This is a genomic window from Legionellales bacterium, assembly GCA_026125385.1.
Lineage (GTDB): Bacteria > Pseudomonadota > Gammaproteobacteria > JAHCLG01 > JAHCLG01 > JAHCLG01.
The window spans coordinates 1-15,607 of the sequence record JAHCLG010000022.1 but is presented as its reverse complement, the minus strand read 5'-3'; the positions used below and the strand labels follow the sequence as shown (position 1 = coordinate 15,607).

General features: G+C 38.8%; 13 protein-coding genes. 6 read left to right on the top strand and 7 right to left on the bottom strand.

Annotated elements, in window-relative coordinates; genetic code table 11:
- Positions 1 to 195: 195 nt before the first annotated feature.
- From KIT27_08795 to pcnB, 5 genes are all read right to left on the bottom strand, one after another.
- Complete coding sequence (locus KIT27_08795; protein MCW5589743.1) at positions 196 to 1,506, bottom strand: hypothetical protein; 1,311 nt, start codon at positions 1,504 to 1,506, stop codon at positions 196 to 198.
- Between the two features lies 1 nt (position 1,507).
- Positions 1,508 to 2,509, bottom strand: coding sequence for a lipoyl synthase (lipA, locus tag KIT27_08790; protein ID MCW5589742.1), 1,002 nt, complete (start codon positions 2,507 to 2,509; stop codon positions 1,508 to 1,510).
- Positions 2,510 to 2,721: 212 nt separating this feature from the next.
- The gene (gene acs, locus KIT27_08785) at positions 2,722 to 4,665 is read right to left on the bottom strand and encodes an acetate--CoA ligase (GenBank protein MCW5589741.1); all 1,944 of its coding nucleotides are present in this window, start codon (positions 4,663 to 4,665) and stop codon (positions 2,722 to 2,724) included.
- Positions 4,665 to 5,171: a 2-amino-4-hydroxy-6-hydroxymethyldihydropteridine diphosphokinase gene (gene folK, locus KIT27_08780; GenBank protein ID MCW5589740.1), complete on the bottom strand. Its 507-nt coding sequence runs from the start codon at positions 5,169 to 5,171 to the stop codon at positions 4,665 to 4,667. The genes acs and folK overlap by 1 nt, the downstream gene beginning before the upstream one ends.
- 3 nt (positions 5,172 to 5,174) lie before the next feature.
- Positions 5,175 to 6,440, bottom strand: a complete 1,266-nt coding sequence (pcnB, locus tag KIT27_08775) for a polynucleotide adenylyltransferase PcnB (protein MCW5589739.1) — start codon at positions 6,438 to 6,440, stop codon at positions 5,175 to 5,177.
- A 296-nt stretch (positions 6,441 to 6,736) separates the two neighbouring features.
- Here pcnB and KIT27_08770 point away from each other — a divergent pair, with 296 nt between their 5' ends.
- The 6 genes from KIT27_08770 to KIT27_08745 all read left to right on the top strand — a co-directional run bounded on the left by KIT27_08770 (position 6,737) and on the right by KIT27_08745 (position 14,515).
- On the top strand, positions 6,737 to 10,738 hold the full coding sequence (locus tag KIT27_08770) for a response regulator (GenBank protein MCW5589738.1): 4,002 nt from the start codon (positions 6,737 to 6,739) through the stop codon (positions 10,736 to 10,738).
- A complete protein-coding gene (locus KIT27_08765) occupies positions 10,738 to 11,574 on the top strand; it encodes a protein-glutamate O-methyltransferase CheR (GenBank protein MCW5589737.1) in 837 nt (278 codons plus the stop codon). The genes KIT27_08770 and KIT27_08765 overlap by 1 nt, the downstream gene beginning before the upstream one ends.
- Positions 11,567 to 12,139: a chemotaxis protein CheB gene (locus tag KIT27_08760; GenBank protein ID MCW5589736.1), complete on the top strand. Its 573-nt coding sequence runs from the start codon at positions 11,567 to 11,569 to the stop codon at positions 12,137 to 12,139. The genes KIT27_08765 and KIT27_08760 overlap by 8 nt, the downstream gene beginning before the upstream one ends.
- Positions 12,136 to 13,299, top strand: coding sequence for a response regulator (locus KIT27_08755; protein ID MCW5589735.1), 1,164 nt, complete (start codon positions 12,136 to 12,138; stop codon positions 13,297 to 13,299). The genes KIT27_08760 and KIT27_08755 overlap by 4 nt, the downstream gene beginning before the upstream one ends.
- A complete protein-coding gene (locus KIT27_08750) occupies positions 13,296 to 13,757 on the top strand; it encodes a response regulator (protein ID MCW5589734.1) in 462 nt (153 codons plus the stop codon). Before KIT27_08755 ends, KIT27_08750 begins: the two co-directional genes overlap by 4 nt.
- Before the next feature lie 104 nt (positions 13,758 to 13,861).
- Positions 13,862 to 14,515, top strand: a complete 654-nt coding sequence (locus tag KIT27_08745; GenBank protein MCW5589733.1) for a glutathione S-transferase family protein — start codon at positions 13,862 to 13,864, stop codon at positions 14,513 to 14,515.
- A 51-nt stretch (positions 14,516 to 14,566) separates the two neighbouring features.
- On the opposite strand, the gene KIT27_08740 is transcribed toward KIT27_08745, so the two are convergent.
- Together KIT27_08740 and KIT27_08735 are read right to left on the bottom strand one after the other, a co-directional pair.
- Positions 14,567 to 15,157, bottom strand: coding sequence for a flavodoxin family protein (locus KIT27_08740; protein ID MCW5589732.1), 591 nt, complete (start codon positions 15,155 to 15,157; stop codon positions 14,567 to 14,569).
- Positions 15,158 to 15,455: 298 nt separating this feature from the next.
- Positions 15,456 to 15,607: recombinase (locus KIT27_08735; protein ID MCW5589731.1), on the bottom strand; the 152-nt coding region annotated here is incomplete at its 5' end.

Sequence of the window (15,607 nt, the reverse complement as noted above, 5' to 3'; positions counted from 1 at the left end):
AGTTTGTATTCTACACGAAAAATCGATGCAGACAAGATAGGTCGAGAAATAAATTACCCATTGTTGGGTCGACAAACATACCCGCCTCGCATCATTTCAAGAAAAATCAATAAGTTAGTAAAAATTAGGCAAAATGCTTAATATTTATACTACCCAAGATTTGGGGTAGTCAAAAATCGTGGTTTGAGATATCTCTTACAAAGAGAAAAGACTTTGGCTCGATTTTGCTGTACGAGCAGCTGGAGAATGAAAACGCACACGATACCATTCTTGATGCTCAATGAGGATCCCGCGCCGAATCCAGTCGTGAAGCGTTTGCTCAACTTGCGGTTGAGCAAAGTCTGCTAAGGATGAAGGGTGTGCGGAAGCAGATTTTTTAAGGCGCTCTTGCCAAATTAAATTTAAAAATGTGGTTAAATCGAGTTTGGGAATATCTCCATTCACCGTAATATCGGCAGTTTTCCATAAATAATTCGCAGCAAATAAAGCCATAAGATTATTATCATCGTTAAAAGGCAGCAGTTTTTCCAATATAATTTTCGCCTGTAGTTGCGTATTTTGATTATATTGATTAAGCACATGAATATGTGCGGTGATTTGCCCAGCATTACCGAATAATTTAACCAGTGCCATATCCCAAGCAATGGGTTGATTTTGCAAATTAGCCCAAGCACTGGGTGATAGTGAAGTCATATCAAGAGTCAACCGTAAATTTTTATAAGGTAAGTGCTCACTGAATAAAATAGTCTTTATTTTTAGTAACGCCTGGATGTTAATTTTTGCATCTTGATGGAGTGAAAAATTAATGTGATTTAATTCACGTGAGTCGTGGTCTTTAACCCATTTAAGTTGTTGTAGAATTAAATTCACGTCGTGAATAATCCAAAGTTTATGATTATTTCTCTGTAAATTAAATTGTAACTCCCCTCGCTGTAATTGCAGATGATAATTTTTAGTATATTGAGATAAACCATCCGTCAATAAATGAAAATAAATATGCTGATTATTTTGAATAAAGTGTAGGCTTGAAGGTTGAGCTTGTAGTGTTGTCTGATTATTGACTAGCGAAAATTTACCTATTGTTAAATGACCAAAGATTTTTTTAAATCCAATCGTCACTTCGCCAGAAAACAAGGGTAATAAAGAGAGTTGGGTGATTTTATTAGTTGCGGTATGCCAAGAAATTATCGTCTGACCAAAATGTGGCTGACGAATATTCGATAATAAGGGGCCGTTGACGATTTTTACTAGCAAAGGTAGCGTTAAAGGCATGGTGGTAGGATTACTTTTTATTAACTCAGGATTGAGGATCGTAAATTCTAGGCGAGCAGAAGAATACCAATAAGATTGATGATATTCTAAAACCTTTAAAGAAAATTGCTGAGGGACATTGAGCTGATTGATTTGTTTAATGAAATAATATTTAATTACCCAGCCGAAAATAATCGGTAGGCTTAAGCTCATCAATAACACCACTAAAATGACGCTAATAATTTTCCGTTTCATGTTAATCGTGAGTGAGTCCTAAGTTATCTTTTTGAAAAATGCGATCGGCGCGATAACTCGAGCGCACTAATGGCCCGGATGCCACTTCAAAAAAACCTTTTTTTAACCCAATTTCACGATAAAATTGAAATTCTTCAGGAGTCACATAGCGCTCAACTGGCAAATGATTATAGGTGGGACGTAAATATTGCCCTAGGGTTAAGACATCGACATTGGCGTGGCGTAAATCATCCATGGTTTGTAAAATTTCTGCTTGAGTTTCTCCCAAACCCAACATTAAACTGGTTTTCGTAATCACATCGCTTTTGGCTTGCTTTGCATAACGCAGTAATTCAATCGTTTGCCAATAACTTGCGCGCGGATCACGAACAGGATGAGTTAAACGCTCCACGGTTTCCACATTTTGAGCAAAGACATCCATGCCGCTGGCTAATAAAATATCGATAGCAGAAGTATTGCCGGAAAAATCGGGAGTTAACGCTTCTACTTTCGTCTCTGGGCAGCGCATTTTTATGGCGCGGATGGTTTTTGCATAATGCGCGGCTCCCCCATCGGCTAAATCATCGCGATCAACGGAGGTTAATACCACATAGACCAAATTCATTGCTGCCACGGTTTGAGCTGTTTTTTCAGGTTCGTGTTCATCCAACCAGCCCCGCGGATTTCCGGTATCAACGGAACAAAAGCGACAAGCACGCGTGCAAACACTACCCATTAACATAATCGTCGCTGTGCCATGTGACCAACATTCGCTAATATTCGGACAATGGGCTTCTTCGCAAACCGTACTGAGCTTTAAATCGTGCACCATGGTTTTTAATTGTTCGTATTTGGGAGAATGTTGTAAGCGAATTTTTAACCAACTGGGTTTACGTTCAACTACAGATGTTTCTGGGGCAAATTTATGGCTGATCCCATTTTTTACCGCAGAAAACCCCTGCGGGGTTTGATATTTATGCCCACTTTCAACCACAATGGGAATGGATTTTAATTTATTGACCACAGCTTGCTACTCAATTGGATTTTTGTCGTGCTGCGATCATCGCAAAGTTCAGTTTGTTTTGCAATCAGTGTGCACGAGCGTCGCTGAACAGCTGCTGCATCAGTAGGTCTGCGAAAATGGATGTTTGAGCCATGAGGGTTTGATTTATCTTCAGAATTATCAAAAAACGCCATGTCTTAATCGAAAATTAGCGCATGTGATTTATATTGATTTCATTTTTTCTTAATGACGACTTCTTTGCGATTATTCATTAACTCCGTCAAAATACTTTCATTGGCAAGTGTCGAGGTATCGCCTAAATCGCCTAAATCATTATTAGCAATTTTGCGCAAAATACGACGTAATATTTTTCCTGAACGGGTTTTGGGGAGTGCGGATACCCATTGCACGACATCTAATTGCACAATGGGGCCAATTTGCTGACGTAATAATTGATTTAATTCGGTGATGGCATGATTATCGGGAGTATCGTGCGTCATGGGTTGAATAAATGCGTAAATGCCTTGGCCTTTAATTTCATGATTAACACCCACCACCGCAGCTTCCGCCACTACTTCATGGGCAACCAAGACCGATTCTACTTCAGCAGTACCTAAACGATGACCCGAAACATTAATCACATCATCAGAACGTCCCATGATCCAATAATAACCTTCATTATCACGCTTCGCGCGATCGCCGGTCGCATAGCATCCGGCGAAACGTTTTAAATAGGTATCGACGAAGCGGCGGTGATCGCCATAAATAGTGCGTGCCATACCCGGCCAGGCGCGACGAATGACCAGATTTCCCACGCCTTCGCCTTTAATTAATCCACCCGCATCACTTAAAATATCGACTTCAATTCCAAAAAATGGACGAGAAGCGCAACCCGGTTTTAATACCCCACATCCTGGTAATGGGCTAATCATCAAGCCGCCGGTTTCTGTTTGCCACCAGGTGTCGATAATCGGACAAAATTTTTCTCCGACCACATTATAAAACCATTCCCAGGTCGAGGGATTAATAGGTTCTCCAACCGACCCTAAAATTTTTAAACTTCGGCGATTGGTGCGGGTGACATAACGATCGCCTTCTTTCCGTAATGATCGCACTAAAGTAGGTGACGTATAAAAAATATTAATGTGATGCCTATCAATCATTTCCCACGTGCGTGCGGGATCGGGATAAGTGGGCGTGCCTTCATACATAAAAACAGTAGCAGCATTGGCAAAGGGGCCATAGGTTATATAAGAATGACCTGTGATCCAACCAACATCCGCAGAACACCAATAAACATCACCCGGGTGATAATTAAACGCGTATTTAAAGGTACACGCCACATAGGTCATGTATCCCCCTGTCGTATGAACCACACCTTTGGGTCGCCCTGTCGAACCGGAAGTGTAAAGAATAAATAACGGATCTTCAGCTTCCATTTCTACACACGGGCAATCTAAATGAACGTGGGTGCGCAATTCATTGTAATTAACATCGCGATCAAGTCGCCATAAAATCGTTTGCTGGGTGTGACTGATCACAATCACGCGTTCTACATCAGGACATGCTTGTAATGCGACATCGACATTTTGTTTTAACGGTAAAATATTACCATTGCGATGTGCGCCATCGGCAGTAATAATGATTTTTGCCTCAGCATCTAAAATGCGATCGCGTAAGGCATATGAAGAAAAACCACTGAAAATAACGGTGTGAACAGCACCAATACGTGCGCAAGCTAACATGGCAAATAATGCTTCGGGGATCATCGGTAAATAAATACAAACTCTATCGCCTTTTTTAACGCGATAACGTTTTAAGACATTGGCAAAACGACAGACTTCTTGATAAAGCTGTTCATAGGTATAAATTTTAACACGACTGGGATCTTCGCCTTCCCAAATTAACGCAATATCTTTGCTGTGATCGGGTAAATGCCGATCAACACAGTTATAGCAGGCATTTAATTTTCCCCCTTCATACCACGCAAATTCGCCTTTACGAAAATCACCGTCGAAAATTACATCCCAATGATGATACCAACTGATATGTTGTCGTGCCATTTCATCCCAAAACGATTGCAAATTGTCTAATGAATTTTTATACATCGACTGATATTGCTGTTCATCCAAATAGCAATGGTTTGAATGAGGTTTACTGGAATAGGTAGTTGCCATTATGAATGTACTCCTTGTTCATTACTGACAATGCTTAAACCATCTTGGGAAATTTTTTCTAACACTATACTGAGTTGTTGTCCTTCTGGAAAGATTAACTCAGGATTTATATCAGCCAATGGATAAAGAACAAAATTACGCTTCATCATTTCTGGATGTGGAATGATTAAACAAGGGGAATGAATAATGTGATCACCGTATAATAAAATATCTAAATCTAAGGTGCGAGGTCCCCAGCGTACGGCATCGCTACGAGTACGTCCATGTTGTGATTCTAGGTGTTGTAAAACAGTTAATAAATCATGGGCGCTGAGTTCAGTGTCAAAACAACTGACTGCGTTAATATAATCAGGCTGGTTGACTGTCCCCAGCGGTGTGCTGCGGTAAATTTTTGAGGTTTGAATATGAATTAAGCTGGGATGGGTTTTTAATTCAATTAAAGCGTTATTAATATGTTGAAGTGGATTATCTAAATTGCTGCCTAAAGCAATATAGGTGCGGATCATAGCTTATCCTTTTTTACGTTTCGGCGGGCGAGCGCTTTGAAGCTTTGGCACTTGCAGCGTCATCTTTTTTTGTTCTTCAGTAGAAACAACTTGAAATTCGGTCCACCAATTGGCTAAGGGTTCTAAGGTTTTGTCGTGGGTGGCTAATATCATTAAAAAATCATAAGCGGCACGAAAACGACGGTGCGATAAAATACGCCACGCGCGGGAGCCTTGACAATTCGGTAAACGATATTGCAATTTCCAGATATCGATCATCATGCTGGAAATACGTCGTGGAATAGTAATGGAGCGCGTTTGAATTTTAAGAATTTTTTCGATAGCTAAATCCATGGCTTGCGACGCGCTATGTTGTTGTTGAAATTCTTTTAGTGCATTTTGCAAGGGACCCCACAAGGAAACCGCAAATAAAAATGCCGGTGTTACGGGTTTATCTTCACTAATGCGTTTATCGGTATTGGTAAAAGCAGTTTCTAATAAAACAGTATAATCTGGATTTTTTTGAATATAGTCTTCGGTTAACGGCAATAAAAAATGAAATAAATGATATTGACGCAATAAACGATAGGTATTTAATGCCGCACCACCTTGAAATAATTTTAAAGTTTCCTCAAATAAACGCGCCGGGCTAATTTCACTGAGTAAATGTTGTAAGCGATAAATGGGCTCTTCCGTTGTTGGGTGCATTTGCATATTTAATTTAGCGCAAAAGCGAATGGCTCGTAACATGCGCACCGGATCTTCGCGGTAACGTCGTTCGGGTTCGCCAATCAACCGCACAATGCCGTGTTTTAAATCTTCCATCGCTTTGGTATAGTCCACGACACTGAAATCTGCGATATTATAGTAGAGAGCATTAATCGTGAAATCGCGACGCCAAGCATCTTCTTCCATGGTTCCATAAACATTGTCGCGCAAGATCATGCCACTTTCGCTGGTGGAACGATCATCGTCGCTACTCGCTGCATTTGAACGAAATGTGGCAACTTCGATAATGTCTTGATTGAAATGAATATGTGCTAAACGAAAACGCCGACCAATCAAGCGACAATTGCGAAAAATTTTGCGGATGTCATCCGGTCTTGCATCGGTGGCGACGTCAAAATCTTTTGGGGTGCGGCCTAATAATAAATCGCGCACGCTGCCGCCGACTAAAAAAGCTGCAAACCCATGTTCTTTTAGGCGATACAATACCTTCAACGCATTTTCGCTGACATTACGGCGTGATAGGGTGTGTTGTTCGCGAGGTATAATAAATGGTGATTTCATAGCGGCTATTGTAACGTGAATGTTTTAGGACTTCCAAGTGTATTCCTTATAAACAGCCTGAACTTTTTATCCTCAATCAACTCATAGCTAACGTAATGACGTTGAACGCTTTTCATCGGCCTTATTGGTCTGGCGTCATTTTTATGAAATTTTTCTACAAATTTAATTAATTAGCAAGCTGCTGATTTTCATATATTTTAAGGCAATTTTCCGAACACACGTACGCTATATGGTTGAACTTGCTCTTTAACCTGTCTATAAACAGGTGAAGCTGACCGAGTAAATTAGGTGATGTTATGCGCATTAAACTCTCCATACTTTCAAAGTTATCCTTGTTAGTGATGGGCGCCGTGCTGTTAACGGCATTTGCGATTAATGAAGTATATGTGCATGGTAGTCGTCAAATTTTAACAGAACGTGCGCTAGCGAATCTAGAAAATGAGACGGATTATATTCGCTATCCGTTGAGTGGCGAAATTAAACAATTGAAAGCCGATGCGGAATTATTATCAAAATTATCGTCAACAACCGCTCTAGTACGGGCGAGTTTACACAATGGAGTGGATCCTATAGATGGTTTAAGCACACAACAATTAAATAACCGTTTGGCGGTGACGTTTAGTGAAATGTTAAGCACGCGTAAAGATTATCAACAAATTCGTTTTATTGGTGTTAAAAATAATGGACAAGATCTTATTGCCATCGAGCGATTTGGTAATCGAATTGAGCGTATTACCAGCAGCAAATTACAGCAAAATTTTCAAGAGCGCTATTTTCAAGATGCCTTACGATTAATTCCGGGTGAAGTTTATTTATCGGAACCCAGTCTTGCAAAACAAAATGGAAAAATTGTATTACCTCACACGTTAGTATTGCAAACTGGTATCCCCATTTATACGCCAGAAAAAGAACCGTTTGGGATTATTTTAATTACCATGAACCTAGGTTTGGTTTTGCAAGATATCCAACAGCAATTACCAGAGAGTCGGACTCTATATATTACTAATAGTAGTGGTGATTATTTATTACATCCAGATAAATCTAAATTATTTGCTACCGATTTAAAACACGATAGACGAGTGCAGCAAGATAATTCCTGGTTAATTCCGGTGATGAATCATTCTAATCAAGTACATGCAACATTTATTCCTCAAGAAATCTCTGGGGAGGTTTATGCATTTCAAAAATATTTTTATGATCCATTAAATCCTAAAAACTATTTAGGAATTATAGTCCAAGCACCCTATTCAACCATTGTTAGTAAAATTAATGAAGTAGAAACCCGAGGGATTGTATTTAGTGCTATTGTGGCATTCTTGGCGGTGATTGTGGCTATTTTACTCTTAAGAATTTTAATCCGTCCATTAAATCGTGTCGCAGATGCCGTGGTGCGTTATCGTCGCGGAGAAAAAAATATTGAACTTCCCACTGATTCCCCGGATGAAATTGGTATATTGTCGCGAGAATTTACAGCAATGATGAAACAAAAGGGCGAAGAAGATTGGGTTAAAGGAAATTTAGTAACGATTGCACGTAGTTTATTAGGATTTAAAGAGCTAAGCGGTTTTGCCAATAGTTTAATGCAAGTCTTAACCCCCATTGTCAATGCGCAAGTTGGAGTATTTTATATTAGTAGTACCTTTGCCCGAAAACAGGATAAGGGAGACGCCGAAACATTAATTTTTATTGGCGCATGTGGTTTTAAAGATGCGGATCAACACACAACACCGCGGATGTTTCGTTGGGGGGAAGGCTTAGTGGGGAGTTGTGCACGTTGCCGTGAAAAAATGCTGGTTAGTGATATTCCATCCAACTATTTACGAATTTCTTCGGGATTAGGAGAAAGTAAACCTACACAATTACTATTGATGCCGATTTTATTTGAAAATAGTTTAGTGGGCGTGATTGAATTGGCAAGTGTTAATGAATTTTCAGAAAATCATCTCGCATTTTTAGAGCAAGCCAGTTTTAATATTGGAGTGATTATTAATAGCATTAGTGCGGGCATGCGTACTCAAGAATTACTGGAAGAAACACGGCAAACAGCAGAAGAATTACAACGGAATGAAGAAGAGTTAAAAACGCAACAAGAAGAATTAGAATCCGCTAATGAAGAAATGGAAGAAAAAACGCGGGCGCTCGAAGAGCAAAACAATCGGATTAAATTACAATCTGCCGAATTAGAAGAAAGTAAAAAAATGTTGGAAGATAAAGCGCGCGAGCTTGAGCTTTCTAATCGTTATAAATCAGAATTTTTGGCGAATATGTCGCATGAGTTACGCACCCCTTTAAACAGTTTGCTGATTTTAGCACGCAGTTTAGCCAGCAATGAACAAGGCAATCTAACGGAGGAACAAGTAGAAGAAGCGCGTGTTATCCATAATGGAGGTTTGGAATTACTGTCATTAATTAATGATATTTTAGATTTATCGAAAGTAGAAGCAGGAAAACTCACTTTAGTGCCCGAAGATGTGTATTTGGCGGATATGATAAAAGATTTATCGCAGCAATTTGATCCGATTGCCAAAGAATCTGGCGTTGCATTTAAACTAGAGTTAGATCCAACTCTACCAAAAACTATATTTACCGATAGTCAACGTGTCGAACAAATTTTAAAAAATTTACTGTCTAACGCCTTTAAATTCACCGAAAAAGGTGCAGTGACCTTAAATATCCATCTACCCAAAAATGAAACTGAATTACAAAGAACCTCTTTGCTTGGCAACCATGTTATAGCATTTACGGTGAGTGATACCGGCATTGGTATAGAAAGTAATAAATTAAAAGATATTTTTGAAGCCTTCCAACAAGAAGATGGTTCTATCGATAGACATTATGGTGGCACAGGTTTAGGTTTAACCATTGCACGAAAATTTGCGCACATGTTAGGTGGTGAAATACATGTTGCAAGTCAAAAAGATCAAGGTAGTGCTTTTACTCTCTATTTGCCTACAAAATTCTCAGAAGAAAAATCCGCTGTTGAAGAGAATATACCATTTGCCGTAATTACCTCACAACCAAAAGCCATAAGTCCCGAATTAGCGCCTAAAGCGGCAGTAAAATTATTTATTAATGATGATAGAAAATCCATTCGCACCGGAGATAAAGTGATATTAATCATTGAAGATGATCGTAATTTCGCTGAGATTTTAATTAATATTTCTCGTAAGCATGGTTACAAATGTCTATCTGCAGGTGATGGTAAAAGCGGAATTTTATTGACTAGCGAATATCCTATCACCGCAATTATTTTAGATTTAAAACTGCCCGATATGAATGGTATGGAAGTATTAAATCAACTCAAACAAAATTTAAAAACGCGCCATATACCTGTTCATATTATTTCCGGCGTAGATACTGAAGATGGTCTAGCTCCTTTACGTATGGGGGCGATTGGTTATTTAACCAAACCGGTCGCGGCCGAAGAAATGAATCAAGTTTTTTCTCGTATAGAAGATATTATTCATTCTGAATTGAAAAAAATACTGGTAGTCGAGGATGACAAGAATACGCAAATGGCCATTCAAAGTTTGCTTAAACACAAAGAAGTTGAAATCAACATTGCAAGTAGTGGAAATTCTGCATTAAGCCAGATGCGTTCCGCGCGCTTTGATTGTGTTATTCTCGATCTCAAACTACCGGATATGACAGGCGCGGAATTATTAGCAGCGTTTGAAAAGGAATTTCAAGCAGAAAATCCTACACCAATTATTATTTATACTGCAAAAGAATTAACAGAAGATGAAAATCGCTATTTAAATCGTTATACGAATAGTATTATCATTAAAGGCGCTAGTTCTTCTGATCGGTTATTAGATGAGGTTACTTTATTTTTACACAGTGTTGAATCCAAGTTAAGCCAAGATCAACAAACCATTATTCGCCTGCAACATGATCCCGATCGTGTATTACAAAATCGTACCGTACTTTTAGTTGATGATGATTTACGTAATACATTTGCTCTCTCTAAATTACTCAAGAAACATGGCATGAATGTGGTGATTGCCGATAATGGCAAAATGGCATTGGAGAAACTCGTGGAGGAAAAATCGATTGAGGTAGTGATCATGGATATCATGATGCCGATAATGGATGGTTATCAAGCCATGCAAGAAATTCGACAAAATTCACAATGGAAAAATATTCCTATAATCGCGCTCACCGCTCGTGCTATGCCGGAAGAACAAGAGCGTTGTATTGTCGCTGGAGCAAATGACTATTTAATTAAACCAGTTGATACCGATCGTTTACTAACACTATTACGTGTCTGGCTCTTTAAGCAGGAGGCTGTGGCGTGATGTTAAAAAATAATATTGAGCAAATTGAAATTGATTTGATTATAAAAGGGATACATGCTCGTTGGGGATATAATTTTACTCACTATTCGCAAGCATCCTTACGTCGTCGTTTAGAATATATGCGTGAGGAAGCAGGATTTTCACGCCTCACGGAATTGCTGGATCGAGTATTACACGATGAGGATTTTTTCGATTTTTTCCTCCGCAGTATGTCGATTACCGTGACCGAAATGTTTCGCGATCCGCCATTTTATCTAGCACTGCGTGAGAAAGTTATTCCATTATTAAAAACCTTTCCTTTTATTAAAATTTGGCATGCTGGTTGTGCCACCGGCGAAGAGGTTTATTCGATGGCAATCTTATTGCATGAAGAAAATTTTCTCGATCGTGCGCGCATTTATGCCACAGATTTTAATAAAAATTCGTTAGCTATAGCTGAAAAGGGTGTGTATCCTATTGCGAAAATGACTGAATATAATAACAACTATCAAAAAACCCATAGTTCTAAGCAATTATCGAGCTACTATAGCAGTGCGTATGATTTAGCAAAAATAAAAGATTTTTTGAAAGAACGCATTACATTTTCTTATCATAACTTAGTAACCGATGGGGTTTTCGGTGAAATGAATTTAATTATCTGTCGAAACGTATTAATTTATTTTGATAAAATATTGCAAAACCGTGTATTGAATTTATTTACCGAAAGTTTGCGCTACGGTGGTTTTTTATGCCTGGGATCAAAAGAGAGTCTTAACTTTACTGATGTTAACAAAAAATATTCACCTATCGAAAGTCGGCAAAAAATCTATCGCAAAATTGAGGTGAGTCATGTTTGAAGCGATAGTCATTGGCGTGTCTGCTGGCGGTTTTGAGGCATTGAAATTTTTAACGCCTTCATTTCCAGCTAATTTTAAGTTACCCATTATCATAGTACAACATGTTAATGAACAATCAGATATGTATTTTATTGATTTTTTAAATAGTATCGCTCAGTTGCCGGTCAAAGAAGCTGAACACAATGAAAGCATTCACAGTGGGACAATTTACATTGCTCCTCCTGGATATCATTTATTAATTGAAGCGGATAAAACATTCAGTTTATCGGTGGATGAAAAAGTCAATTTTTCGCGTCCTTCGATTGATTTATTATTTGAAAGTGCCGCCTACACCTATGGCAATCAGCTCATAGGGATTATTTTAACCGGAGCCAATGCCGATGGTGCGCGGGGTTTAAGTCTAGTTAAGCATTATGGTGGTTGTGCTATCGTGCAAAATCCCCAAACAGCAGAATCTTTTTACATGCCACAAGCAGCCTTAGAAATGACTATTGTAGATTATGTGGTTTCCCTTGAGCAATTACCAGAGTTATTGCTGCAACTCAATCAGGGAGAAAAAATATGAAATCAGTAAACGAATTTGCAAAAAATAAAATCGCATTGGGTTTCAAGAGTGAAATTACACCTAATATTTTAATCGTCGATGATCGCAAAGAAAATTTGTTAGCGACAGAGAAAGTACTAAAATCGTTACCTACCACTATTTTTACGGCATCATCAGGTAATGAAGCGTTATCGCTGATGTTACGTTACCGATTTGCCGTTATTTTGCTAGACGTGCAAATGCCGGAAATGGATGGATTTGAGGTTGCGATGCTGATGCAAGAACACGAAGCCATGCGAAATATTCCCATAATTTTTGTTACTGCAATCAGTAAAGAAGAAAAATATGCAACTCAAGCAGCAGAGATTGGTGCGGTAGATTATATTTTCAAACCCATCAATTCCGAAATTTTAAAAAGCAAAGTGAAAATGTATATTGATCTCTATAAACAACGAGAAGAAATTCTACGTTTGAATACCATTTTGCAGCAATCAAATGAAGAATTAGAGCGCTTTGCCTATATTTGCTCTCATGATATGCAAGAGCCAGTTCGAATGATTAATAGCTATGCTAAAATTTTAGAGCAGCATTGTGCAGATAAGCTCGATGATGATGGCAAGAAATTTTTTCATTATATTATCGCTGGTGCTCAACATTTACATAAAATGATTCAAGATATTTTAATATTTTCACGGATTGGCCGCGAAGAAATCCAATTAGAAACCGTTGATTGTGAGCAAGTTTTGCAGGAAGTGCTCTTGGAATTTGCGCCAGTCATTGAGCAAAAGCACGCGCATATCGAATGGAGCACCCTACCCACCATCGAAATTAACTCGACTTTAATGCGAGTGTTATTACAAAATTTATTAGGCAATGCCTTAAAATTTCAGATAGATAACACGGAGCCAGCCATTAAAATTACTGCTGAACCACAAGAAAACGCCTGGCAATTCTGCGTGCAGGATAATGGCATTGGTATTGATCCACGTTTTCACGATAAAGTATTTGCAATTTTTCAACGTTTACATCGTAAAGAGCAATATCCTGGAACAGGGATTGGTTTATCCACGTGCAAAAAATTTATTGAACTCTGTGGAGGTAAGATTTGGTTCGAATCTACGCCCAATGAAGGCACAAAATTTTATTTTATTATTCATGAGGGAGGCACAAGAAATTTATGAGCGGAGCATTAAATACTAATTTACCTTTAGAAATTTTATTGGTAGAAGACAATGAAGGGGATGTCGAAATGACACGCTGGGCATTGAAGAATTCACAACCTCCCTGTCATTTACATGTGGTGAATGATGGGGCAGAGGCCTTGGATTTTTTATATAAAAATGGTGATTTTGCCAATGCCATTACCCCCGATTTAATTTTTTTAGATATGAATATGCCGCGCATGAAAGGCAAAGAACTGTTAAGTAAAATTAAAGCCGATCCGCAGTTAAAATCTATTCCTGCGATTGTCTTAACCAGCTCACAAGCACCTGCAGATATTCTGGAGTCTTATGAGCATTATGCAAGTGGTTATATAGTAAAACCTTTTGATAGCCAAGAATATCAAAATACTTTAAAACAGATGGTAAGTTTTTGGGGTGCGTTAGTGGTGTTACCGCATGGTAATCATTTAATGTAAACCCATTTAATTACCCAATATTAATCGACCTTACTGTAAATCGATTGCTTATTTTTGTCTGATTAATTATCCTTGACAAAATTTAATCCTATCTTGGAGCCGCTATGTTAATTATTTATGGTAATCCTTTATCTTCCCCGACGAGCAAAGTACGTTTTGTCGCGCACTATCTTGCAATTCCTTACGAGTTTAAAATAATTAATTTAAGCGCAGGTGAACATTTATCAGAAAAATTTTTAGCAATTAATCCGTTTGGTCGAGTTCCTGCAATTATTGATGACGGTTTTGGTTTAAGTGAAAGTAATGCGATTATTCGTTATTTGGCCGATAAAAAGCAATCTTCGTTATATCCCCGCGATTTGCAGGCGCGTGCCATCGTCGATCAATGGTTGGATTATGCCAGTCAACACATTGCAGTTCCTACCAGTAAGATTATGTTTAATACCTATTATTATAAATTTACCTCAATACCTAAAGATGAACGTTCACTCCAAGATGGTTATCAATTCCTCGCAAGAAATTTACCGATTGTTGAACAACAGTTAAAAAAGCAAACCTATTTAGCAGGTTCAACGATTACTCTGGCTGATCTGGCGATGATTGCGGCATTGGATGTGTGTGAGATGTGTGAAGTCGATTTAACGGTTTATTCGGCGTTAACCACGTGGCGAAAAAATTTAATGGCTGAATCGTTTTATCGGCAGTGTCACGAAAATTATGCGGCGGCATTTAATCAAGTATTACAATCGATAAAATAAATGAAATCATCATCGCCCGTATGTAGTGAGACAACGGGCGATGATTGAAGTTTATTTATTTATTTTCAGCGTTAATTCCGCTACTCGTTGTCCGAGGGCTTTGGCGTTATCTAAATAATGATCATCAACCGCCGTTTTCGGCGCATCTTTTCCACCCGGTAAGGAATCAATGGCATAAGCACCAAAGGCATTGTGCCAATCATTCCCGCCGACAATAATCATGTTAAATAATAACATCGAGCGAATGAGGCCTAATTGGGTGGATTCTAAACCGGCTGCCACTTTACCGCCACTCACAAATACCGCCCCAATTTTATTGGCAAAATGATGATCCTGAATGGGCCAATGATGAATAAATTCTTTCATAGGTAACGCCATATCGGCATGATGAACGGGAGTACCCAATATAATAGCTTGAGCGGCATCGAGATCGCTGGTTTTTGCTTCACTGACGGGTAAGAGTTTAACGTCGACTCCCGCCACTTGTTTCACGCCAGAAGCCACGGCCTGTGCCATTTGCCCCACTTTGCCCTGCTCACCAGAGGCACTGTAATAAACAATTAACACGGTAGGATTAGCAAAGGCATAAGTGGCTAAAAACAGTAAGGTGGTAATAAACAAAGGTAAGGTTTTCCGTAACATAGTTATCTCCTGGTGATTTACCGTTCAATGCAGGGCAGATTGAGCATTCGCGACGACCCGCATCGCGAATTATCAACACGCCCCAATGACTATTCATTCTACGCTGAATAATAAAGGAATTTATACCACAGTATTTAACCGAGACAAAGTTGAGTTTTGAAATTCAGTCGTCACTATCGATTTAACGGCTCACAGTTTTGTGGTCAACGCCTGGCAAGCATCAGGAGAATGAGTTTGCAAGCGTTGACTACTATTTCTTAGCATTAACGGCATTTAAAATGATTTGGGGGATCGGTATCTATGCTTTATCCTTATTTTTCGAACATACTTTCTTTTTCAGTGACAGCAAGTGGGTCGCTTCAAATCGATCGGTTTGAGCAACCTGTCGATAGTGCATTGTAGTACCAATATCACTATGCCCCGCATTTTCTTGCGCAACGTTTAGCCATT

Coding starts and splice junctions, on each gene's coding strand:
- KIT27_08795 (MCW5589743.1), bottom strand. CDS start 1,506: ATGAAACGGAAAATTATTAGCGTCATTTTAGTGGTGTTATTGATGAGC.
- acs (MCW5589741.1), bottom strand. CDS start 4,665: ATGGCAACTACCTATTCCAGTAAACCTCATTCAAACCATTGCTATTTG.
- folK (MCW5589740.1), bottom strand. CDS start 5,171: ATGATCCGCACCTATATTGCTTTAGGCAGCAATTTAGATAATCCACTT.
- pcnB (MCW5589739.1), bottom strand. CDS start 6,440: ATGAAATCACCATTTATTATACCTCGCGAACAACACACCCTATCACGC.
- KIT27_08770 (MCW5589738.1), top strand. CDS start 6,737: ATGCGCATTAAACTCTCCATACTTTCAAAGTTATCCTTGTTAGTGATG.
- KIT27_08765 (MCW5589737.1), top strand. CDS start 10,738: ATGTTAAAAAATAATATTGAGCAAATTGAAATTGATTTGATTATAAAA.
- KIT27_08760 (MCW5589736.1), top strand. CDS start 11,567: ATGTTTGAAGCGATAGTCATTGGCGTGTCTGCTGGCGGTTTTGAGGCA.
- KIT27_08755 (MCW5589735.1), top strand. CDS start 12,136: ATGAAATCAGTAAACGAATTTGCAAAAAATAAAATCGCATTGGGTTTC.
- KIT27_08750 (MCW5589734.1), top strand. CDS start 13,296: ATGAGCGGAGCATTAAATACTAATTTACCTTTAGAAATTTTATTGGTA.
- KIT27_08745 (MCW5589733.1), top strand. CDS start 13,862: ATGTTAATTATTTATGGTAATCCTTTATCTTCCCCGACGAGCAAAGTA.
- KIT27_08740 (MCW5589732.1), bottom strand. CDS start 15,157: ATGTTACGGAAAACCTTACCTTTGTTTATTACCACCTTACTGTTTTTA.